The sequence below is a fragment of the Ruegeria sp. AWH4_226 genome (genome assembly GCF_056159225.1).
On the sequence record NZ_JBSWUU010000001.1, the window covers coordinates 2,658,506 to 2,680,335 of the forward strand.

General features: G+C 56.8%; 18 protein-coding genes. 9 read left to right on the forward strand and 9 right to left on the reverse strand.

All coding sequences use genetic code 11. From position 1 onward, the window contains the following. The first annotated feature begins 60 nt into the window (after positions 1–60). Genes ACXAET_RS13180 through ACXAET_RS13200 form a run of 5 tightly spaced genes read left to right on the forward strand, consistent with a single transcriptional unit; the run spans position 61 to position 6,397 of the window. Positions 61–1,899, forward strand: coding sequence for an ABC transporter ATP-binding protein (locus tag ACXAET_RS13180; RefSeq protein ID WP_475185722.1), 1,839 nt, complete (start codon positions 61–63; stop codon positions 1,897–1,899). Further along, entirely contained in the window at positions 1,896–3,728 is a 1,833-nt protein-coding gene (locus ACXAET_RS13185; protein WP_475185726.1) for an ABC transporter ATP-binding protein, read from the forward strand. Before ACXAET_RS13180 ends, ACXAET_RS13185 begins: the two co-directional genes overlap by 4 nt. A gap of 57 nt (positions 3,729–3,785) precedes the next feature. Then, positions 3,786–5,015, forward strand: a complete 1,230-nt coding sequence (locus ACXAET_RS13190) for a class I SAM-dependent RNA methyltransferase (protein WP_475185729.1) — start codon at positions 3,786–3,788, stop codon at positions 5,013–5,015. A 20-nt stretch (positions 5,016–5,035) separates the two neighbouring features. Further along, entirely contained in the window at positions 5,036–5,821 is a 786-nt protein-coding gene (locus ACXAET_RS13195; RefSeq protein WP_475185732.1) for an ion transporter, read from the forward strand. 57 nt (positions 5,822–5,878) lie between these two features. Then, complete coding sequence (locus ACXAET_RS13200; protein WP_475185735.1) at positions 5,879–6,397, forward strand: L,D-transpeptidase family protein; 519 nt, start codon at positions 5,879–5,881, stop codon at positions 6,395–6,397. Here the strand turns inward: ACXAET_RS13200 and ACXAET_RS13205 are convergent. The 7 genes from ACXAET_RS13205 to cysQ all read right to left on the reverse strand — a co-directional run bounded on the left by ACXAET_RS13205 (position 6,381) and on the right by cysQ (position 14,387). Then, positions 6,381–7,832: a nodulation protein NodH gene (locus tag ACXAET_RS13205; RefSeq protein WP_475185736.1), complete on the reverse strand. Its 1,452-nt coding sequence runs from the start codon at positions 7,830–7,832 to the stop codon at positions 6,381–6,383. The two genes, ACXAET_RS13200 and ACXAET_RS13205, sit on opposite strands and share 17 nt — an antisense overlap. 6 nt (positions 7,833–7,838) lie before the next feature. Beyond that, complete coding sequence (locus tag ACXAET_RS13210; protein WP_475185741.1) at positions 7,839–9,539, reverse strand: DUF5927 domain-containing protein; 1,701 nt, start codon at positions 9,537–9,539, stop codon at positions 7,839–7,841. Further along, positions 9,536–10,522 carry a glycosyltransferase family 2 protein gene (locus ACXAET_RS13215; RefSeq protein WP_475187220.1) on the reverse strand — a complete coding sequence of 329 codons (987 nt, stop codon included), beginning with the start codon at positions 10,520–10,522 and terminating at the stop codon, positions 9,536–9,538. The genes ACXAET_RS13210 and ACXAET_RS13215 overlap by 4 nt, the downstream gene beginning before the upstream one ends. Positions 10,523–10,690: 168 nt before the next feature. Then, positions 10,691–11,728 (reverse strand): glycosyltransferase family 2 protein, encoded by a 1,038-nt coding sequence (locus ACXAET_RS13220; protein WP_475185745.1) that lies wholly within the window; start codon positions 11,726–11,728, stop codon positions 10,691–10,693. A gap of 7 nt (positions 11,729–11,735) precedes the next feature. Beyond that, positions 11,736–12,719 carry a UDP-glucose 4-epimerase GalE gene (gene galE, locus ACXAET_RS13225; RefSeq protein WP_475185746.1) on the reverse strand — a complete coding sequence of 328 codons (984 nt, stop codon included), beginning with the start codon at positions 12,717–12,719 and terminating at the stop codon, positions 11,736–11,738. 70 nt (positions 12,720–12,789) lie between these two features. Then, positions 12,790–13,590 (reverse strand): 3-deoxy-manno-octulosonate cytidylyltransferase, encoded by an 801-nt coding sequence (locus ACXAET_RS13230; protein ID WP_475185748.1) that lies wholly within the window; start codon positions 13,588–13,590, stop codon positions 12,790–12,792. Continuing rightward, positions 13,590–14,387 (reverse strand): 3'(2'),5'-bisphosphate nucleotidase CysQ, encoded by a 798-nt coding sequence (cysQ, locus tag ACXAET_RS13235; protein WP_475185752.1) that lies wholly within the window; start codon positions 14,385–14,387, stop codon positions 13,590–13,592. The genes ACXAET_RS13230 and cysQ overlap by 1 nt, the downstream gene beginning before the upstream one ends. Positions 14,388–14,508: 121 nt before the next feature. Here cysQ and ACXAET_RS13240 point away from each other — a divergent pair, with 121 nt between their 5' ends. Further along, positions 14,509–15,330, forward strand: a complete 822-nt coding sequence (locus tag ACXAET_RS13240) for an ABC transporter permease (RefSeq protein ID WP_475185755.1) — start codon at positions 14,509–14,511, stop codon at positions 15,328–15,330. Here ACXAET_RS13240 and ACXAET_RS13245 read toward each other — a convergent pair. Then, a complete protein-coding gene (locus ACXAET_RS13245) occupies positions 15,327–15,929 on the reverse strand; it encodes an alpha-ketoglutarate-dependent dioxygenase AlkB family protein (protein WP_475185757.1) in 603 nt (200 codons plus the stop codon). The two genes, ACXAET_RS13240 and ACXAET_RS13245, sit on opposite strands and share 4 nt — an antisense overlap. A 211-nt stretch (positions 15,930–16,140) precedes the next feature. On the opposite strand from ACXAET_RS13245, the gene dnaK reads away from it, so the two are divergent. The 3 genes from dnaK to radC all read left to right on the forward strand — a co-directional run bounded on the left by dnaK (position 16,141) and on the right by radC (position 20,263). Next, complete coding sequence (dnaK, locus tag ACXAET_RS13250) at positions 16,141–18,051, forward strand: molecular chaperone DnaK (RefSeq protein ID WP_475185761.1); 1,911 nt, start codon at positions 16,141–16,143, stop codon at positions 18,049–18,051. A 74-nt stretch (positions 18,052–18,125) separates the two neighbouring features. Then, positions 18,126–19,277 (forward strand): molecular chaperone DnaJ, encoded by a 1,152-nt coding sequence (gene dnaJ / locus ACXAET_RS13255; protein ID WP_068339750.1) that lies wholly within the window; start codon positions 18,126–18,128, stop codon positions 19,275–19,277. 230 nt (positions 19,278–19,507) lie between these two features. Then, on the forward strand, positions 19,508–20,263 hold the full coding sequence (gene radC, locus ACXAET_RS13260) for a RadC family protein (protein WP_475185765.1): 756 nt from the start codon (positions 19,508–19,510) through the stop codon (positions 20,261–20,263). Between the two features lie 3 nt (positions 20,264–20,266). Here radC and ACXAET_RS13265 read toward each other — a convergent pair whose 3' ends face one another. Further along, complete coding sequence (locus tag ACXAET_RS13265; protein WP_475185768.1) at positions 20,267–21,823, reverse strand: phosphate ABC transporter substrate-binding/OmpA family protein; 1,557 nt, start codon at positions 21,821–21,823, stop codon at positions 20,267–20,269. Positions 21,824–21,830 lie beyond the last annotated feature (7 nt).

The window sequence follows — 21,830 nt, forward strand, 5'->3', positions numbered from 1 at the left end:
GGTGTTCTGGCGCCATCTTTCTTCGCATGACCTAATTTCTGCTCAACCGGAGCACTCTCCATGTTTCGCTATTTCGAAAACCTCGTTGATCCTTTTGTTGCCTACAAGGAAACCGACACACCACCCACACGCTTGTGGCCGTTCATGTTGGACTATTCCCGCCCCTTCAAGCGGGTGTTCGTTTGGGCTGCGCTGATCTCAATCCTCGTCGCGGCAGTCGAAGTCGGGCTGATCTACTACATGGGGCGTGTCGTTGATCTGTTGTCCGGTCCGCCTGCTGAGGTCTGGCAAGCCCACGGTACCGAACTGATCCTGGTGGCCATCTTCGTGTTGCTTTTGCGCCCGATGCTGCATGTGATCGACGTTCTGTTGCTGAACAATACGATCCTGCCAAATTTTGGTACGCTCATCCGGTGGCGCGCGCATAAGCACGTGTTGCGGCAATCGGTCGGCTGGTTCGAAAATGATTTCGCGGGTCGTATCGCCAACCGGATCATGCAAACCCCGCCCGCTGCGGGTGAAGCCGTGTTTCAGGTCTTTGACGCCATTTCTTTTTCTTTGGCTTACCTGCTTGGTGCTGCGATCCTGCTGATGGCAGCTGATCCCCGTCTGCTGTTACCTTTGTTGATCTGGTTTGCGCTCTATGCGCTCTTGGTGCGTTGGACGGTGGCCAGGGTTGGTCCGGCCTCTCAGGCCGCGTCCGATGCACGCTCGGCCGTGACGGGGCGGGTGGTGGACAGCTATACCAATATCCATTCGGTCAAGATGTTCGCCCATGATGCGCAAGAGCTGGACTATGCCCGCGAAGCCATCGAAGAAACCCGCCGAACCTTCCAGATCGAGATGCGGATCTTCACCATCATGGACTCGGTTCTGGTTACGTTGAACGGTTTACTGATCGTAGGCGTTGTTGGTTGGGCGATTGCTTTGTGGATGCAGGGCAGCGCGTCTGTAGGCGTTGTTGCCGCGGCAACCGCCCTTACCTTGCGACTGAACGCTATGACGGGCTGGATCATGTGGGCGCTTACCAGTTTCTTCCGTCAGCTTGGTGTCGTGGCCGAAGGGATGGAGACGATTGCACAGCCCATTGACCTTCTGGACGACCCGAATGCGAAACCGTTGAAACTGACTAAAGGTCAGATCGATATTCGCGACCTGTCGCACCACTACGGCCGCAAAGCCGGCGGGCTGGATCATATCAACCTGACCATTCATCCCGGCGAAAAGATCGGGTTGATCGGGCGCTCTGGCGCGGGGAAATCGACCCTCGTTAAACTGCTTCTGCGGTTTTATGACGTGGAACAGGGCGCGATCCTGATTGATGATCAAAATATCGCGCAGGTGACGCAAGACAGTCTGCGCAGCCATATCGGCATGGTTCAACAGGACAGCGCGTTGCTGCACCGGTCGGTGCGTGACAACATCTTGTATGGTCGCCCAGACGCCACCGAGGAACAGATGGTTGCCGCTGCCAAACAGGCCGAGGCGCATGATTTTATCCTTGATCTGCAGGACCCGCAGGGGCGTTCCGGCTATGACGCGCATGTGGGTGAGCGCGGTGTGAAACTCAGCGGTGGTCAACGGCAACGGGTAACGTTGGCGCGGGTCATCCTGAAGGACGCGCCGATCTTGTTGTTGGACGAGGCGACATCCGCCCTAGATTCCGAGGTTGAAGCGTCGATTCAGGAAACTCTTTACGGAATGATGCAAGGTAAAACCGTGATCGCCATTGCACACCGGCTCAGCACCATTGCTCAAATGGACCGGATTCTTGTCATGGATGGCGGTCGGATCGTTGAACAGGGCGGGCATTCCGAGCTGCTGTCCCAAGGCGGGCTTTATGCGCAGTTCTGGGCGCGGCAGTCCGGTGGCTTCTTAAACCCGGAGGCCGCGGAATGAAGGTTGCCGACCTGATCAACCCGTTCAGGACCATTGAAACGCCCCCGCCGCAAACACTGGGGGCGTTTATACGCTGGTGCCTTTCCGGCGCTTGGCCAATGATCTTTGTTGCTGCCGGTTTCTCGGCCTTGGCGGGGGCGATGGAGGCCGGGACCGCCTGGATGTTGGGACTGGTGATTGATCTTGCGACGGAAAGCGGACCTGAAAACTTTCTGAGTGCGCAGAACCTGTGGATGATCCTTGGCGTAGTGGCATTTTTTATGCTGTTGCGTCCCGCATTTTTCGGGCTGTCTTCGGTGACGAACAATTACATCGTCATGCCGAACATCCCGCCGCTGGTTCTGGCCAAACTAAACCGTTGGACGCTGGGTCAGTCGGTGACCTACTTCGATGACGATTTCGCCGGGCGGATTGCACAGAAGCAGATGCAAACATCGAATGCGCTGGCTTCGGTCGTGTCCGAAACGATCAGCGCGATTGTCTTCGCCTTGGCCTCGCTTGCGGGCTCATTGCTTCTGTTAGGGTCTATACACCCGCTGGTAATGCTGCCTTTCGTGGCCTGGATGGCAGTCTATTTTCTGTTGATCCGCTGGTACCTGCCACGTATTCGCGTGCGCTCGGCCGCTCGGGCCGGAGCGCGAGCAATGGTGTCAGGGCAGGTGGTTGATACGATTACCAATATCAAAACCGTCAAACTGTTTGCGCATTCCGATTTCGAAGATCAGGCCGCCCGCAACTCGATGATCGATCTGCGTGAAAAAATGCTGGCTTTTGGCGCCCTGTCGGCGAGTTTCCGTTTTATCCTGATGGTACTGGCCGGGGTTTTGCCTGTGTTGCTGCTGGGCGCGACGCTGCTGTTGTGGCAGAGCGGCGGCGCAACCGCGGGGGATATCGTCGCTGCGGGTGCGATTTCAATTCGGATCGCGCAGATGACCGGATGGGTCAGTTTCACGTTGATGGGGTTGTACGCCAATGTTGGCGAGATCGAAAACGGCATGAAGACGCTCTCGAAACCCGACCGGGTCGAAGATGTGGACGATGCACCTGATCTGTCCGTGAAGAAAGGGCAGATTGATTTCGATAATGTCAGCTTTTCATACGGTCGCGACATAGGCGGCGTGTCGGATGTCACCATGACCGTACATCCGGGCGAAAAGCTGGGGATCGTCGGCGCATCAGGGGCCGGTAAGTCCACCTTGGTTTCGCTGCTTCTCAGGCTTTATGACGGTGAGGAAGGCAGCATTCGTATTGACGGGCAGGATATCTCGCAAGTGACGCAGGACAGTTTGCGCCGTCATATCGGCATGGTTACGCAGGAAACGGCGATGTTTAACCGCTCTGCGCGCGAGAACATCTTGTATGGCCGCCCCGACGCATCCGAGGAAGAGATGATAGCCGCTGCAAAAAAGGCGGAAGCGCACGACTTTATCCTAAGTCTTCAGGATGCCCGGGACCGCAAGGGCTATGACGCGCATTTGGGAGAACGCGGCGTAAAACTCAGCGGTGGTCAGCGGCAGCGAATTGCGTTGGCCCGCGCAATTCTGAAGGATTCGCCGATATTGGTGCTGGATGAGGCGACATCGGCACTGGATTCAGAGGTTGAAGCCTCGATTCAGACAGCGTTGCATCGTGTCATGCAAGGCAAGACCGTTCTGGCGATTGCCCATCGCTTGTCGACGCTAAGCGAGATGGATCGGATCATTGTTCTGGATCAGGGCCGGATCGTAGAGACAGGAACCCACGACGCGTTGCTGGACAAAGGCGGACTTTATGCCCGGTTCTGGCATCGCCAATCGGGTGGTTTTATCCAGGCCGAAGCCGCCGAATAGCGTGCCAGGCGCGCAACGGGGTTTCGCTGGGGGTTAAGCCCCGCTATCAGGCATCATATGACGCAGCAGTTCACGATAACCCGACTGGGCCATCAGGGCGACGGCATTGCCGAAGGTCCCGTTTACGCGCCACGCACCCTACCGGGTGAGGTAGTCAGCGGTACGTTAGTAGGGCAAAACCTGACCGATATCCGGGTTGAGACACCATCGGATCAACGGATAAAGGCACCGTGTCGCCATTACAAAGCCTGCGGGGGGTGCCAGTTGCAGCATGCTTCGGACGCGTTTGTTGCCAACTGGAAGGTCGAGGTGGTGCGAAATGCGCTGGCCGCGCAAGGGTTACAGGCAGAGATGCGCCCGATCCACACTTCTCCTCCAAACTCCCGGCGCCGCGCAACGATCGCTGTCAGGCGGACCAAAAAGGGTACGCTTGCCGGGTTCCACGGCCGCGCTTCGGGCACGATCACCGAAATTACCGATTGTCACCTACTGGACCCGGCCTTGATCGCCGCCATTCCAGTAGCCGAAGCACTGGCTGTTCTGGGGGGCAGCCGCAAGGGTCTGTTGGCCGTGACACTGACTTTGTCCGAAGGCGGGCTGGATGTCGCTGTCAAAGGTGGCAAACCTTTGGATGGCCCGTTGGAATTGGCTTTGGCCCAAGCGACCGAGAAACACGGGCTGGCCCGGCTTAGCTGGGATGGTGAGGTGATTGCGATGCGCCAACCCCCGGTACAGCGATTTGGCTTGGCCGGGGTTGTCCCGCCACCCGGTGCGTTTCTGCAAGCCACAAAAGAGGGCGAACAGGCTCTGTTACAGGCTATTTTGCAGGCAACGAAGGGCGCTCGGCGCGTGGTTGATCTGTTCGCAGGAAGCGGCACGTTTGCTTTGCCCCTAGCCGAGACAGCCGAGGTGCATGCCGTTGAAGGCGAAGCTGAGATGACAGATGCCTTGGATCAGGGTTGGCGTCGCACTCAGGGATTGAAGCGCGTCACGGTTGAAGCACGCGATCTTTTTCGCCGCCCGCTGATGCCCGATGAGTTGACGTCCTTTGACGCTGTGGTCATCGACCCGCCCCGCGCGGGTGCCGAAGCGCAGGTCGCGGAGCTTGCACAGGCGCAGCGGCCCGTGATCGCCTACGTCTCATGCAACCCCGTGACCTTCGCGCGGGACGCAAAAATGCTGGTTTACGCGGGCTACACCCTTGAATGGGTGCAGGTGGTCGACCAATTTCGATGGTCATCACATACTGAACTTGCAGCACGATTCATACACCAGCGCGCATCATGACCAGACAGGAGACAGCCACAATGGGATTTAATCAGCGCCTGCTGAGGGTCATTGATAGTCCCAATTTTAGCCGGTTCATTACCGCAGTCATCATCTTCAATGCCGTCCTCTTAGGGATGGAAACGTCGCCAACGCTGATGGGGGCCGCCGGGCCACTTATTTTGACGTTGGACCGAATATGCCTTGCGATCTTCGTGGCTGAAATCGCCATGAAGCTTGTTGCCACCGGACGGCGGTTCTTCACCAACGGCTGGAATATTTTCGATTTTGTTGTCGTGGGCATTGCCTTGGTTCCAACTGCGGGCGGGCTGTCGGTTCTGCGGGCGCTTCGGATCTTGCGGGTTCTTCGGGTTATCTCGGTCGCGCCGCGCCTGCGTCGCGTGGTTGAAGGCTTCATCTCGGCCTTGCCGGGTATGGCCAGCGTATTCCTTCTGATGGCAATCCTGTTCTATATCGGCGCGGTGATCTCAACCAAGCTGTTCTCGGCGTCGTTTCCCGGCTGGTTCGGTGATCTGGGTCTGTCAGCCTACACCTTGTTCCAGATCATGACGCTGGAAAGCTGGTCCATGGGAATCGTACGCCCGGTGATGGAGGTCTATCCCTATGCCTGGATGTTCTTTGTGCCGTTTATCATGGTCACGACCTTTGCGGTGGTGAACCTGTTGGTTGGCCTGATCGTGAACTCGATGCAAGACGCGCACCATGCCGAGGATGAGGTGAAAACCGACGCCTATCGTGATGAAGTGCTGGAACGGCTGGAAAGCATCGAACGTCGCCTGACCGAGCAGCAGAACGCTAAAAAGTGATTTTAAGTTTTTCGCGATTCTGGCATAATGCCGAAAAAAGTGAGCAGGCAGTGTAACATGGATCGTCGAGCATTTGGAATGGGCGCTATGGCAACTTTGGGTCTTTCGGCCTGTGCCTCGGCTGGCCCGAGATTTCTGACTTATGATGGCCCACAGGTGACCTCGTTGGTCATAAACAAGGGCGCGCGGAAGCTGTATCTTCTGCACAATGATAGTGTTCTAACGGAATACAAGGTTGATCTTGGCTTTGCGCCGACCGGCACTAAAACTCGGCGCGGCGATGGGCGCACACCTGAAGGCAGCTATTTGATCGACCGTCGCAACCCCAACAGCCGCTATCACCTATCTCTGGGTATTTCATATCCCAACTCAGAAGATATTGCACAGGCCGAAGCCGCCGGCGTTGATCCGGGCGGTGACATTTTTATTCACGGCCAGCCAGAAAAGCGGTCGGAACTGAAACGTGCAAGAAAAACACCTGACTGGACCGCGGGTTGCATCGCCGTCAAGAACGATGAGATTGAAGAGATTTATGCGATGGTCAGCAAAGGCACGTTGATCACGCTGCGCGCGTAATCGGTTTCCAATTTTCGAACCCGAATTGCATATAGTCGCGCTGGTAGGCATCGGTCGCCAGCGCCTCTAACTTTTCGTCATAGATATCCGCCAGAAGGAACGGAACATCCGCCGCAACAGGGTTGGGTTCTGGTGGGTTTTCATGCCCCATGCGTCGGGCCAGATCCGGCAGGGCGGTCGCGATCTCATCCTCGCGCAGGATCAGGTCGGGCGACGCGAAAGAAGCCATCCCAGCCAGCGCCTGAGACTGGCTGCACCACATCGCATCCACCGGCACGGGCGTTTGACCGGCCAGGTTGTGGTGCAGAAAGGCAAGAAAGGCCGCGAAGGCCTCATAATGCTGATCTACCGGATAGTTCCCGTCGCGAAGCTGGCCGGGGATCGGGATTTTGAAACGGTTGCGCAGTTGGTTGCGCCGCTGAAGATCCGTTCCCGGGCCAGTGCTGAGGACATTAGAACAAAAAGCAAAATGTGCCCGTGCCAAAGGGTGCTGCAGCACAGTAAACTTCCGATGGCCGGGATTGGCCAGCAACCATTGGTGAACTTCCTTCTGGCTCTGATTTCTGATCAGGCTGTCGACGTCGACGTCGACGGCGTCAAGATCAGCCAGCCATTGAATAACCGGCTGCGCTAGCCCACCACGCAGCGGCATGTACATCAACGGGGTATCAAAGGCAGCAACGTAATTGCTGACGTCTGGCCCCTGCCGGGGTTCGAAATTTGGTGTGCGATACAGGTTGAAACTGTCGATCCGGGTGAGGGCGCGTTCAGTTTCCTCGGGATTGGTGACTTTGGATAGGGGTGGTTCGGGATTCTGCGGCTTGATCGTGTCGTCAATCGCAGACAGCCGCGCAGAAACACCCAGCCAATCCGCCAGACCGTTCAGAACATCCAGGTCAGTTAGGTCGTCATACGTGATGTTAAACCCGCTTTGTCCGGTTCTCTGGAGGGTATTCAGAGTTTGCGCCTGAAATGCCTGCTGCTGATTTAGATATGCCTGGAACTCCTGAGCGTCGAATTCAACCTTCGCCTCGCGGCGGCGCTTGATGTTCTTGAGCTGCCATTGCTTGGTTTCCCGCGCGATTTTCAATGAGATATAGCTGTCCAGCGGATTACGCGTCAGAATGATCTTGGCACATCGGGGGTCAATCAGGACAGACTCTAATACGCGCGTATCGTGCCCCTGAAAGAACCGAAAGCCGTTCAACACGCCCGGAGCATCCTTGATCACGCGCACCAGTTTCATCGGGTCCGTGTCGCGGTCCTCCAGCGTTACACCCAGCAGGTTTTCTGATTTAAGCCGACCAATGAAATGCGGGTTGAACGCCTCTCCGTGGCAGGTAACGCCATCCAGTGCATTCAGGTTGAACTCCAGCAGGTTGGACCCGGTGCGCATGGCCGCAAGGATGATGAAATAGTCGAACCTGGGCGACATGGCGGGCTATTGCACCAGATAGGGTTTCTTGAACGGCCGAACCTGTGCCCCAAATAGGTCATCGGTCGGGAAATCCCCCATCAGATACGGATGCATTCCTTGGTTCTTGAGGTTTTGCAGGAATTTCCCAAAACCGGACAGATCTACCATTTTCGGCGCTTCGGACAGATGAGTGGGGCGCGGGGTGCCAATCTCTTCGATCACGCTCTGCATGGGTTCCATCGGGGACTCGACGAACTCTGCCAGTGTCCACGTTCGAACCCGCGCCTTGGTCCAGACCGAGCCTAAAACTTCAAGCTGCTTGGTCTCGATCTGTTGCAGGCGTGCGGCTTCGCAACGAATGTCGGCGAAGTTCATGTTCGACCGGAACAGCGGAATCGCCCAAGCCCCGGTAATAACTGAAATCTGTGCGTTCTTGTCCCGTGCCAGAAACCAGTTGATCTTTTGGGTGTCTCGGGGACCAAACTGAAAACACTGCCGCTCGCCCCGTGTGTTCCAGATCAGATTCGAGACAAAGGCCGTAGGATTATAGTCGCGTAATACGGCGCAATTGCTGAGCCCGCCGTTAACAATCTTGGCCCCGCCCGAGAATTCGACCCGTTCGGGGTCGAACAGATGTCCGTGCACTCTGGCGCCTGTGACCTCGGCCAGCCAAGGTTCAAAGTCTTCGAACAACTCGGTAAAGCCCTGAAACACCGAGTACGGGAACGATGTCAGCCCGTTCTCGCTTCCGTGGCGGGGAAAGCGGCTTTGCATGTAAAGCCCGTCGCGTCCGCGGGTTCGCCGTTCGACCGCCTTGGAAAACACCCGGTCGATCTTGCTTGGATTGGGTTCGGTCGGTCGCATGGCACCGTTCTGATCGGTCAGGAACGCCTGATACAAACGATCAGCCTGGGGCCAGATCTTTCTGGCCACGAAGCAATCTGACCGGCGCAAAAGCTGTAGATGGTCGTCGTAGAAAATATGGGGTCGTCCCTGATAGTCGAACTTCGACAGCGTCAGCGAGCGGCTTTCGATATGGGTTGAATACAAGCGCGCCAATGTCTGGAAATAACTCTCATCCGGGATCCAGACATGTCGGAAATAGCGATCATAAATCTGCCGTTTCGGATCCTGCAAGATGGCTGACAAGGTCTGTCGCGTCAGGCACCACCATTGGCTTCCCATATGCGGCACGAGGCCCTCGGGAATCTTGCGGCGCATGCCAAGTGTGCGCTGCAACTTAACGTGAAGGTCGAACAATTTGCGGTGGTTGCGCCATGAGAACGGAAATCTAAGCGTGAACCGTTCTTGGTCCAGCCCGCCGATCGTCCAACTGACATCAGCGGTTGTGGCACTTTCTATAAAATCCACCCGCGGCCGGTCCGCAAGATAATCAGCCAATTCCTGCACTGGTCGTAACGGAAGGCACGCACCCGAAGACAGATAGACGTGGTGCACCTCTGGGAACGTTGCCAGCATCATTTCCGCCGCAGATTGTGAGGCCGCGACAATCCCCCAGCGCCCCCAATCACAAATGTGACGCTCGGAAAACCGGATCAACGGATCATCGGCGCACGAGGCTTCGAACTCGGAATAAACCCGCTCGGGCACTTTGCCGTCTACATGGATCACCACAGGACAACCCGATGCCGTCCAGTGACGCGCCACTTGCTCGGCCCTGTGCAGGGCGGTGTGAACCAGCATGACAATTCCCAGTCTGCTCATGCCCAGTTCCCCTTGGACATGAGGCCGAGAATCTCAAGCTGCCGCCAGTTGATGTATTTCTCGGACTGGTCACACCAAAATATCGGTTTCTCATCCAGCCCTTCGGCATAGGCGCGGTACTCGCCCGAGCGGCGATAGTGTTGACCCCGCTGCATCTCTTCGCGGGCTTTTTCGCCTAACGTGCTGATCAGCTTTGCGTGCAGCAACGCGCCGCTGGTTTTTTCACCCCCCCATTCGTCGTAGACTTGGTTCAACCCGCGCGGCAGCAGCGAATGGGTCGAGCTGGCATAGACGTAGCGCCGATCCCACTTGACCAGAGGGATTTTGTTCAGCGCCGGTGCTTTGCCGGGGTTTTCACGGAAAAACACCCGCGCGCGTGGTCCGCCCTGAATCCACAGGTTCTTATAATCCGGGTTCTTTGTGATCATGTAGTTGCCCGCGTCAAACCAGCGGGCAATTTCAAACGGGTCCTGACCTTCGCTATAGGGGTGTTGGTCCACCGGTCCTTGCGGGTACATGTCGATCAACATGGTGCCAAAACTGCGTACCGCACAGCCGTCCAGCCAATCGGTCAATGCCCGCACCGGGCGGGTGTCGCAAAACGGGTAGATGAAGAACTCATCCGGGTCGACTGTCAGAACCCAATGCCCATGCGCAAATTCCCGCAGCAGGCAATTCGACCAGTCCAAACCAAACGATGCCTTTTTGTAGCTGGCCTTCGCGCGCCACACCGAGGTATCAGGCTGGCTTGCAAGATAGTCGCCCGAGCCATCGCCGCTGTCGTTATCAACGAATAGGAAATGATCAACGCCCAGCTTGCGGTAGTATTCCAAAAAATAGGGCAGACGGATTTTCTCGTTCCGAAGCACGCTCATCAACAATATGTCGCTGCGCCGGATATCAGAGGTCTTGTCCGACAACGGCTTCAACTGGTGCCGTTTCAGCAGGCAGCGCACAAGACGACGCTTGCGCCGCAATCTCATCCGGTATGAATCCAACAGGCTCACGCGTCTGCTCAGCCTTTTTTTGTTTACGCGAGCATGCCCGGGGGCTGGACGATCCAGAGTGGTGCCGGGACATTACCGATTTATGACATCTTTGCATCTTTCAAGGCAACTTATTTCAAAGACGTTCGTCACCTATGCCTATTTTCAGCACGCTTTTCCCATCAGACCCAAGTTCTGAAGCTGCGACCACCCTGCATAACGCACTGACTGCGGTGTCCACATGTCGGGGCTGCTGCAAATGGCATCATAATACGCCTCGAACTGGTCGGGATCGTGAAAGTGCTGACGCCGTGTTTTCTCAGACTCAGACTTCGCGACCACTTCGGGCAAAAATTTCGTATGCAGCAGAACGCCCGAAGGGGCGTCGGTGCCCGGCCCGTCATAGGCCGCGTTCAAGTGCCGGGGCAGGGCCGAGTGGGTTGAGTTTACATAGGCATAGCGCCGCGACCACCGGACCAGTGGTATTTTGTTCAGTGTGGGCGACTTGCTGGGTTTCTCGGTAAAGAACATGCGTTCTCGTACCCCGCCCTGCACCCACAGGTTTCCCATCGGGCTTTGCCGCTGCGCGCGGTAGGGTCCGGAATCAAACCAGTCCAGAACTTTCGTCGGGTCCGTCCCGGGTTCGTACGACTGAGCGCCAAGCGGGCCTTTGGGATAAAGGTCCAGCATCAGTGCACCAAGTGCCATCTGGCCGCGCCGCTCCAAATCTGCGGTTAGGTGTCGTAAGGATTTTTGGTCATGATCGGGATAGATCAGCAGCTCGTCTGCATCCACCATCAGGGTCCAGTGGCCGTGCCCATAGCGCATCTGCAACCAGGTCAGCCAATCAAGCCCATACCGTGCTGCGCGATAGCTGGAAGGCGTTTGCCAAAGCGAAACATCGGGTTGTTCCAGAAGAAACTCGAAACAATCATCGTCGCTGCCATTGTCCACCACCAGAAAATGATCCACCCCCAGCGCGCGATAGTGGCGAAAGAACCACGGAAGCCGCGTGATTTCATTGCGCAGGGTCGTGAAGGCCAGAACCTCGCCCGGCGTGATCCGCGCGGTCCGGTTTTTCAGCGCTGTCAGTTGGTGGCGGCTGCGAAAAGACCGCCAGAGCAACCGCCGTCTTTTGAGACGCAACCGGTACTTCTGGACCCAATTGATGTGTGGAAGGGTATCGGTTGCGTAACCCGTCACATGCGGCTCACTTTTCGTAGTTGCCGGTTTGATGCCAGCGCCATGCGTCGCTGATCATCGTCTCTAACGTTGATCTTTTTGGTGTCCAACCCAGTTCTTCATGTGCGCGGTGTGAACCTGACACCAGTTTGGTGCAATCCCCTGCGCGTCGAGGCCCGATGGAGTAGGGAACCACGCGGTTGGTTACAGCTTTGGAATGGCTGATCACTTCCATCACTGAAAACCCGGTGCCGGTGCCAAGGTTGAACACCCGACTGCCTTTGCCCTGTTCAAGCCAGTTCAGCCCCAGCACATGCGCATCCACCAGATCGCAGACATGTACATAGTCGCGGATGCAGGTGCCGTCGGGCGTATCGTAATCGGTGCCGAACACGGTCAGCCCGTCACGCTTCCCATCGATTGCGTCCAGCATTAGCGGCACCAGATGAGTTTCAGGGCGGTGGAACTCTCCGACCTCGCCATCCGGATCGGCCCCGGCCACATTGAAATAGCGAAAGATCACATGGTTCAGCCCATGCGCGGCCTCGAAATCACGCAGGATATCTTCAATGGCACGTTTCGAGGCTCCGTAAGCGTTAAGCGGCAGTTGCGGCGTGTCTTCATCCAGCACCACATTGTCATGCTCGCCATAGGTTGCGCATGTCGATGAGAATACAAAGTTCATACATCCCCCAGCTACTGCAGCCTCGATCAAGGCAAGTGAGCCGGTAACATTATTGGCCCAATATTTGCCGGGCTGGGACATCGCCTCACCCACTTGGCTGAGGGCGGCAAAATGCACTACGGCGGCGGGCTGGTACTTGGCGAAAACCTCGTCCAACCTGGCGCGATCCAGCAGATCACCCTGTTCGAATGGTCCGAATTTTACCGCATCCTGCCAGCCTGTTACCAGATTGTCGTAGGTCACCGGCGTATAGCCCGATTGCGCCAGTGCCTTGCAGGCATGAGAGCCGATATATCCGGCCCCGCCGGTGACAAGGATATTGGTCATCTAGCCTTCCAGAAGAAACACATTGCACAAAACTCGTTCGTCAGGCGCATATGGGGTGCTGGACATGGTATCAATCCACCCCCATTGCTGCCATCATTTCCTCAAGCTTGGGAACGTCTTGCGGGTTGTTCAACTCCCAGAACTGGCGCCCTCGGGCTTCGACTTCGACGCACAGAACCTTGCGGCCGTTCTCCATAAAGCGCAGTTGTTCCAGCCCTTCCAGTTTCTCAAGCGGGCCAACCGGCCATGTGGGGTAGGCAGCCAACGCATCGGGACGATAGGCGTAGACACCAACATGGTGAAACACCGGTGTTGGATCAGCGCCCCGGTAAGTTTCGGCGGTGTAAGGCACGACCTCTTTCGAGAAATACAGGGCGCTGTGGTCTGCGGCAAAGACCGCAGTGGTACCACCGACACGCCCATGTTTGCGATCGTTCAGCAGGCTGTTCAACGCGTCGCCGTCGCACTGCAACACGGGTGTGGCCACCTCGGCCTGAGGTGCGGCTCGCAGTCCAGCGATCAGGTCTTCGACAAACCAATGCGGCGTCAGCGGCGCGTCCCCTTGCAGGTTCACAACGATGTCGTAACCCTTGCCCATCACAGCATGCGTTTCGGCACAGCGCTCGGTACCATTCTGGCAGCTTTCCGAAGTCATCACCACTTCGGCACCAAAGCCTTCGGCCACTTCGCGAATGCGGTCATCATCAGTGGCGACGACCACCTTGTCGACACCTGAAACCGAACAAGCCGCCCGCCACGACCGCTCAATCAATGTCATGGCGGTGCCATTTGCTCCGGTCAGCGGCACAAGGGGTTTTCCCGGATATCGGGTCGAGGCATACCGGGCGGGAATTGCAATCAGAACGGACATCAGGCTTCTTTCAGGTCAACACCCGGAGCGTATGCGATGAAGAACGGGTTTGCATAGCCGTCCTTGCCATAAGTCAGCGGAGTATGGTCATCAAAGCGCACGACCTTGCCGCCTGCTCCGCTCAATACGGCATGACCTGCGGCCGTGTCCCACTCCATCGTTCGGCCAACACGGGGATACAGATCGGCTTCGCCTGTGGCCACGAGGCAGAATTTCAGGGACGAGCCCGCGCTTTTACTATCCTGAACCTGGTACTTGTTGATGTAATCTTCGGTCGCCTGGTCCCGGTGAGATTTTGAGGCAACGATCATCAACGCAGAATTGTCCGGTTTAGAGACGGAAATCTGATGGATTTCCCCGGCTTGGGCCTTATCAAACGCGCCGGTTTCTTCAACTGACTGGCCATCTGGCAAGGTATAGAACATGCGCCCCCGGGCCGGGGCATAGACGACGCCGCGGGTTGGAACGCCGTGTTCAACCAGCGCAATGTTGACTGTGAAATCACCGCGACGGTTGATGAACTCCTTAGTGCCATCCAACGGGTCAACGATCAGGAACGTATCACCTTTCTGGGAATGCGAGGCCGCTTGCTCTTCGGTCACCAGCAGAATGTCGGGGAACGCCTGTCGCAGACCCGCCGAGATCAGGGCATCGGCTGCCTCATCCGCTTCGGTCACGGGGCTGGCATCGGATTTCACTTTGACGTCGAAATCATCCGCCTCATAAATCTCCATGATCTTGTCGCCAGCTTCCAAAGCCAGACGTCGGATAACGGGAATGAGGGCGTCGTAGGTCACAAAAATGCTCCGTTCGTGTGTTTTGTTGATCGAATAGCCTGACGGCCTTATGGTGTGATGGTTACGGAACGGCAAGAATTTCGTGACAGATTGCAGGCGAAAAAACAGAAAGACGCGTCAAGTGTTTTATTTCAGGCGAAACCGCACATTACTGGGCAGTGCGTTCACAACGGCAGAGCTTATCTTCCATGCTGTCGTGCGCAGCGTGCGGTCGCAACATCACAACGCCGTTCTGGCCATTCTCATCAACATCCTTCAGGTTCTGGCCCTCGTTGCCGTGTTCTACCTGATCATGTCTTTCATGGGTCCGCGTATCGCAAAAATCCGGGGGGAGTTTATTTTATTCCTGCTGTCCGGTGTGTTCTTGTTTCTGACCCATATCAAATCCATCAGTTCCATTGCTGGCGTTAGCACCGGTAACAACCCAATGATGCTGCATTCGCCTATGAACATGATGGTTATGCTCTTGGCGACTGCTTTTGGGATGCTTTACACCCAGCTGATGACGATCATCGTGATCCTTTTCCTCTACAGCGTAGCGGTTTCACCGATTGAGCTTCAGGATCCGGGCGGCGCTTTTGCCATGCTGATCCTGGCCTGGTTCACCGGTTGCGCGACCGGAGTGGTCTTCATGGCGTTACGACCGTGGTTTCCAACCACGGTTGCAATCCTGTCCAATGTCTACCGGCGGATGAACATGATCTTTTCGGGGAAGATGTTTGTGGCCAACGCACTGGGCGGGGCCACATTGGCCATGTTTGCCTGGAATCCGCTGTTTCATATCATCGACCAATGCCGCGGCTTTATCTTCCGAAACTATTTCCCGCGCAACACAAGCTGGGAATATGCGCTTTGGGTCGGCTTGGCCCTGTTGCTGATAGGTTTGCTGGGGATCTTCTTCTCTCGGCAGCATGTATCACAAAGCTGGGATGCGCGGCGTTAGCGGGCGACACGCAGGGTCAGGTTGATCCGTCCCCCCTTGGGCAGCAGTTTTGACGAGCCGTAACGAATGCGGTCTACACCGTGATAGCTCAGACGGGCCGGGCCGCCCATGACCACGACATCGCCCGAGTTCAGCCAAATCGACTCGGTCTTGCCACCCCTCGTCGGATTGCCGATCCGGAACAGGGCATCGTCGCCCAATGAGATCGATAGGACCGGCCAGGAAAAATCAGCCTCGTCCTTATCTTGATGCAACCCCATGCGTGCGCCTTCGCCATAATAGTTGATCAGGCAGCAATCGGGATCGCGGTCGGGACTGGCGAGTTGTCGCCAGATATCCATGACTTGTACTGGAATCGCGGGCCAATTCATACCTTTAGGGTGTTGTGACTGATACCTGTAACCCGTCTCGTCGCTGACCCAACCCAGCACCCCGGCTGAGCTCATGCGCACCGACATATCTTTGCCCGAGGGCGTTACCGGCCGGAATAGCGGCGCAGATTTCAGAACCGGGCGTAAGCATTCAATCATCCGTGTTTGCGCGGGTCCGTCCAGCCACGCTTTTCTGATATCAAATCCGCGCACACGCAGCCGAGTCATCCAAGATTCCCCAATCCTTGCCAAAACCTTGCCGAAAAAGGCCACAGATTCCCGAAAACCTGCGTTTTACAATGCTTGCAGGCCATTCGTCCCGCCCTTATATACGCCGGGACGCGCAATGGTGTAGAGCCACAGTGCAAAACAGATGGGGCCGGGTGCCATAACGGGTCCGGACCTCGGACATCGCCTTGAAGAGAAAGGGATTGAACATATGGGAAAAGTAATCGGGATTGACCTTGGAACCACGAACTCGTGCGTGGCTATCATGGACGGCTCGCAGCCGAAGGTCATCGAAAACGCCGAAGGGGCGCGGACCACGCCCTCGATCGTTGCCTTCACCGAAGATGAGCGACTGGTCGGTCAGCCTGCAAAACGCCAGGCGGTCACCAACCCCGACAACACGATTTTTGGTGTTAAGCGTCTGATCGGTCGCCGGGTTGACGACGCCGAAGTCGAAAAAGATAAGAAAATGGTACCCTACGCCATCGTTGATGGCGGCAATGGCGACGCGTGGGTGGAAGCCCGCGGTGAAAAGTACTCCCCAAGCCAGATCTCGGCCTTCACTCTGGGCAAGATGAAGGAAACCGCGGAAAGCTATCTGGGTGAGGAAGTCACACAGGCCGTTATCACGGTTCCCGCATACTTCAATGACGCGCAGCGTCAGGCCACCAAAGACGCCGGTAAAATCGCTGGTCTGGAAGTGCTGCGGATCATTAACGAGCCGACAGCGGCTGCTCTGGCCTATGGTCTGGACAAACAAGAAACCCACACCATCGCGGTCTATGACCTTGGTGGCGGTACTTTCGACGTGACCATCTTGGAAATCGACGATGGCCTGTTCGAGGTCAAATCGACCAATGGCGACACCTTCCTGGGTGGTGAAGACTTTGACATGCGCATCGTCAACTATCTGGCAGATGAGTTCAAAAAGGAACACGGTGTCGACCTGTCGAAGGACAAGATGGCCCTGCAGCGTCTGAAAGAAGCCGCTGAAAAAGCCAAGATCGAACTGTCCTCGACCTCGCAGACCGAGATTAACCAGCCGTTCATCTCGATGGGTTCGAATGGTCAGCCGCTGCACATGGTCATGAAACTGACCCGCGCCAAGCTGGAATCGCTGGTAGGTGACTTGATCAAGAAGTCGATGAAGCCCTGCCAAGCCGCTCTGAAAGACGCGGGCCTGTCCGCGGGCGATGTGGACGAGGTTGTTCTGGTCGGTGGTATGACCCGGATGCCGAAAGTGATCGAAGAGGTCACGAAATTCTTCGGCAAAGAGCCGCACAAGGGTGTGAACCCGGACGAAGTGGTTGCCATGGGCGCCGCCATTCAGGCCGGTGTTCTGCAGGGCGATGTCAAAGACGTGGTACTGCTGGACGTGACCCCGCTGTCGCTGGGTATCGAAACTCTGGGTGGCGTGTTCACCCGTCTGATCGACCGCAACACCACGATCCCGACGAAGAAGTCTCAGGTGTTCTCGACCGCCGAAGACAACCAGAACGCCGTGACCATCCGCGTGTTCCAGGGTGAGCGTGAAATGGCCTCGGACAACAAGATCCTGGGTCAATTCAACCTTGAAGACATCCCGCCTGCACCGCGCGGTATGCCTCAGATCGAGGTGACCTTCGATATCGACGCCAACGGCATTGTCTCGGTTTCGGCCAAGGACAAAGGCACCGGCAAAGAGCAGAAGATCACAATTCAAGCCTCGGGCGGTCTGTCCGACGATGACATCGAAAAGATGGTCAAGGACGCCGAAGAGAACGCGGAAGCCGACAAGGAACGCCGCGAGCTCGTCGACGCCAAGAACCAGGCGGAAAGCCTCATCCACTCGACCGAGAAGTCGATGGAAGAGCATGCCGACAAGGTCGACCCGACCACCATCGAAGCCATCGAGCTGGCCATTGCCGCGCTGAAGGATGAGCTGGAGACCGATAATGCCGACAAGATCAAGTCCGGTATTCAGAATGTCACCGAAGCCGCAATGAAACTGGGTGAGGCCATTTACAAGGCACAGTCCGAAGAGGCCGAGGATGAGCCTGCGGCGGCAGACGCTGCTCAGGCGGGTGAAGACGACATTGTCGATGCCGAGTTCGAAGATCTTGACGACGACAAGCGTAACTAACGGGTAACCGGGCCAATGCGGGTCGGTCCGGATGCCGGGCCGGCCCGATTACGTTGAGGCAGAAGGAAACACTGATGTCAAAACGCGACTACTACGATGTGCTCGGCGTATCCAAGGGCGCATCGGCGGACGAGATCAAAAAGGGTTTTCGTAGAAAAGCGAAAGAACTGCATCCCGACCGCAACACAGACAACCCGGATGCCGAGGCGCAGTTCAAAGAAGCGAACGAAGCCTATGACGTGTTGCGCGATGCTGAAAAAAAGGCTGCATATGACCGGTTTGGCCATGCTGCGTTTGAAAACGGCATGGGCGGCGCTGGCGCGCGTCCCGGCGGTGGATTCGGTCAGGGCGATTTCTCCAGCGCCTTTTCGGATGTGTTCGATGACCTTTTTGGTGATTTTATGGGCGGCCAGCGTGGCGGCGGCGGCGGCCGACGTGCTGCGCGCGGGTCCGACCTGCGCTATAACCTGCGCGTAACGCTGGAAGAGGCGTTCTCGGGCCTTCAGAAAACCATCAGCGTACCAGCTGCCGTGGCCTGTTCAGCCTGTGATGGTACCGGGGCAGAAGGCGGGGTGGAACCAACCACCTGTCCGACCTGTTCGGGTATGGGCAAAGTCCGCGCGCAACAGGGTTTCTTTACCGTGGAACGCACCTGCCCAACCTGTTCCGGGCTGGGTCAGATCATCAAGAATCCTTGTAAGGTCTGCGGTGGCGCAGGCCGCGTTGAAAAAGAACGCGCTCTGTCTGTCAATATTCCCGCCGGTGTCGAAACAGGAACCCGCATCCGTTTGGCGGGTGAGGGTGAAGCCGGAATGCGCGGTGGCCCTCCGGGTGATTTGTACATCTTTGTCGAAGTATCCGATCACAAGCTGTTCGAACGCGATAGCGTGAACCTCTATTGCCGTGTACCGGTCAGCATGGCCAAGGCGGCACTTGGCGGTTCGATTGAGGTTCCCACCATCGACGGCGGGCGCGGTCGCGTACAGATCCCGGCCGGTAGCCAGTCGGGCCGTCAAATGCGGCTTCGCGGCAAGGGCATGCCTGCCCTTCGCGGTGGTGGCATCGGTGATATGTTCATAGAACTGGCCGTGGAAACCCCGGTCAACCTGACCAGCCGTCAGAAAGAACTGCTGAAAGAGTTCGATGATCTGGGTGAGGACAACCACCCGGAATCAAAAAGCTTTTTCTCATCTGTGAAGTCTTTCTGGGACGGTATGAAGGGTTAGTTTCATATCCCTTAGTCAAATAAACTGAGCCGATCCTTACGGATTGGCTCAGTTTTGTTTCAAACGCAGGGCAACGGTCCCTTCAATAGTGCCTGATCATTGGTTTCTGTAGAAACTTCCGACCGGGAAGTCCCTATCATACCCAAGCATCGATGAAGGCGTGATCTGGTGCACAGCAAAGATCAGCCGCGTTAACCATTCAGCAACCGATTCTGCGCCAATCTAGCCGCATGACTAAGGACGCCTTCGCCGAAGCCCCTTCATTGTTCGAAAGCGACGAAGCCCCGGTGGCGCCGCTGCCCGCGGGGCGATTGCCGTCGTACATCAAAGACCATCGCAAACGTCTGCGAGAAAGGTTCATGTCAGGCGGGTCTGCCGCGATGCCGGATTATGAGCTGCTCGAACTTGTGTTGTTTCGATCTATCCCCCGGCAGGATGTAAAACCGCTGGCACGGGCTTTGATGGACACGTTTGGCGACTTCAACCGTGTTTTGACTGCGCCGGAAGAACGGCTGCGCCAGATCAAGGGTGTCGGCGATACGGTTATCACCGATCTGAAAATCCTCGAAGCTTGTGCCCATCGCATGGCCCGTGCACGGGTGATGCAGCGGCATGTGATCTCGGGTTGGGATGCGCTGCTGGACTATTGCCATACTACGATGGCCCATCGCGAGACTGAGCAGTTCCGCGTCTTCTATCTGGATCGCAAGAACGTGTTAATCGCGGATGAGGAGCAAGCCAAAGGCACAGTCGATCACGTCCCGGTCTATCCCCGCGAGGTGGCAAAACGTGCGCTGGAACTAAATGCTTCGGCGCTTATTCTCGTTCACAATCACCCGTCCGGTGATCCGACGCCGTCACAATCGGATATCGACATGACCAACCGGATACAGGACGCTTGTCTTGCGCTGGGGCTAACGTTGCACGACCATCTGATCATCGGCAAATCGACCGAACTGAGCTTTCGCTCGCAGGGGTATCTGTAATCGCTATCTTACCCAGACCTCGACCCGGCGATTGACTTTGCGGCCCCAGCTTGTGTCGTCGCAAGCCATTGGCATTGCCTCTCCAAAGGCGTCGACCTCTAGACTCACACGCTCTGGGATCGCGGTTTCCACTGCTGAAACTACAGCATTGCGCACCGTTTTGGCGCGCAGCAATGCGATCCTGTTATTGGCAGCAGCCGCACCGTCACCGTCGCTGAAGCCGACAAAGACCAGCTGCCGTATGTCCAGCATTCCAGCCTCGAGCAGTTGCGCAAGTTGTTGAATATTCGATCGCGATTGCGCATCGGGGCGGGAAGAACCGGCCTCGAACCGGAAAGAAAGGGATAGACGAGACATTGGTCTAAGCGTGTTGATCATACGCTGCAACTCGTCCAGCCCCACCTCGGAACCGCCGGATGCCACGGCATTGGCCAAACGATGTCCTTGAAGGCCGATACCCAGACTTTCGGGGGCTTGATCCACAAATCCCGCGCTGCGGATAACCATCTGAGCATCGGCGCTTTGGGTATAGGCCAAGAATTGCCGTGCGATGCGGGGCAAGCGGCGCTCGGGCAGGTAAAGAAACATAGGAAATGTCAGCGGGTAATCTTCGGTCTTTATCGCCTGCCGCGTGGCCCTCAGGACATGTCCACAACCCCCGGTCAAAGGCAGCGCGCGAGCTGCGTCAGCTTCGGCCTGGCTGGCAATACCAAGGGCAAACGGGTCGTTGGCAACAGCGAGAACCAGATCGCTGCTGCGATCATGCCGCTGGGCATGCTTTGGCTGTTCGTCATTTGCCGTCGATAGCAAATGATCCTCTATACCCTGAGCCAAACCTGACTGTGCATCGGGGAGGTGCAGCGCTATGGGCGCGTCCGGCCCGCCCAGAGCAGACCAATTGTTGATAGCGCCAGACAGCACAAGCGCCAAATCTACCGGTGAAATATGGGGTACCGGATTGTCAGGCGCGACGATAGGCACCAAGGCGTTTAACGCCACAACGCGCGACCGTCGTGTGCGGGTCAGATCACCCAACCCGGCCTGCTCGGCTGCCTTTTGTTCGCCGGGGCGAATTTCGCGTAACGCCATCACGATATCGGCCCTATCTGCGGTGAAATCAGTAAAGCCCTTGCTTGTGTTCCCGATATTGAAGAAGAAGCGCCCAAGCGGTGTTTCGCGCCCGTCCCGGTACAGTTCATAGGTCAGAGTACCCGGCGCAGAGTTACCGGCCTTCATCGTCAAACCTTCCTGATCTGCAAATCCTATCAGCAGGGCTGGCATAACTTTCTCTGCCATGACCGATGACCCTGAAAACCGCACTTCGGCAACGAAATCTGTAAGACTTGGGCAGGCGGGACCATCGCATGTAACCCCGGACCCATCGACCGTAAGCTCTCCGAACTGGGTGTCGATGCGATAGAATTCCCCGTCAAAGGCCAGCAAGGTACCGGTCACTTCGATCTTGCCGTCATGTGACGTCAGCGAAATGTCCTGAGCATGAACGGCTGTGGTGATTGTCGCCGAGAAAAGTGCGGCTACCACCACACGAAGAAATGTCATCTGAAGT

Excerpts from the sequence above, each read along its gene's own strand:
- ACXAET_RS13180 (WP_475185722.1), top strand. The coding sequence starts at position 61 with ATGTTTCGCTATTTCGAAAACCTCGTTGATCCTTTTGTTGCCTACAAG.
- ACXAET_RS13205 (WP_475185736.1), bottom strand. The coding sequence starts at position 7,832 with ATGTCGCCCAGGTTCGACTATTTCATCATCCTTGCGGCCATGCGCACC.
- ACXAET_RS13265 (WP_475185768.1), bottom strand. The coding sequence starts at position 21,823 with ATGACATTTCTTCGTGTGGTGGTAGCCGCACTTTTCTCGGCGACAATC.
- ACXAET_RS13230 (WP_475185748.1), bottom strand. The coding sequence starts at position 13,590 with ATGTCCGTTCTGATTGCAATTCCCGCCCGGTATGCCTCGACCCGATAT.
- ACXAET_RS13245 (WP_475185757.1), bottom strand. The coding sequence starts at position 15,929 with ATGACTCGGCTGCGTGTGCGCGGATTTGATATCAGAAAAGCGTGGCTG.
- ACXAET_RS13185 (WP_475185726.1), top strand. The coding sequence starts at position 1,896 with ATGAAGGTTGCCGACCTGATCAACCCGTTCAGGACCATTGAAACGCCC.
- ACXAET_RS13215 (WP_475187220.1), bottom strand. The coding sequence starts at position 10,522 with ATGAGATTGCGGCGCAAGCGTCGTCTTGTGCGCTGCCTGCTGAAACGG.
- galE (WP_475185746.1), bottom strand. The coding sequence starts at position 12,719 with ATGACCAATATCCTTGTCACCGGCGGGGCCGGATATATCGGCTCTCAT.
- dnaK (WP_475185761.1), top strand. The coding sequence starts at position 16,141 with ATGGGAAAAGTAATCGGGATTGACCTTGGAACCACGAACTCGTGCGTG.
- ACXAET_RS13190 (WP_475185729.1), top strand. The coding sequence starts at position 3,786 with ATGACGCAGCAGTTCACGATAACCCGACTGGGCCATCAGGGCGACGGC.
- dnaJ (WP_068339750.1), top strand. The coding sequence starts at position 18,126 with ATGTCAAAACGCGACTACTACGATGTGCTCGGCGTATCCAAGGGCGCA.
- ACXAET_RS13210 (WP_475185741.1), bottom strand. The coding sequence starts at position 9,539 with ATGAGCAGACTGGGAATTGTCATGCTGGTTCACACCGCCCTGCACAGG.
- radC (WP_475185765.1), top strand. The coding sequence starts at position 19,508 with ATGACTAAGGACGCCTTCGCCGAAGCCCCTTCATTGTTCGAAAGCGAC.
- ACXAET_RS13200 (WP_475185735.1), top strand. The coding sequence starts at position 5,879 with ATGGATCGTCGAGCATTTGGAATGGGCGCTATGGCAACTTTGGGTCTT.
- ACXAET_RS13195 (WP_475185732.1), top strand. The coding sequence starts at position 5,036 with ATGGGATTTAATCAGCGCCTGCTGAGGGTCATTGATAGTCCCAATTTT.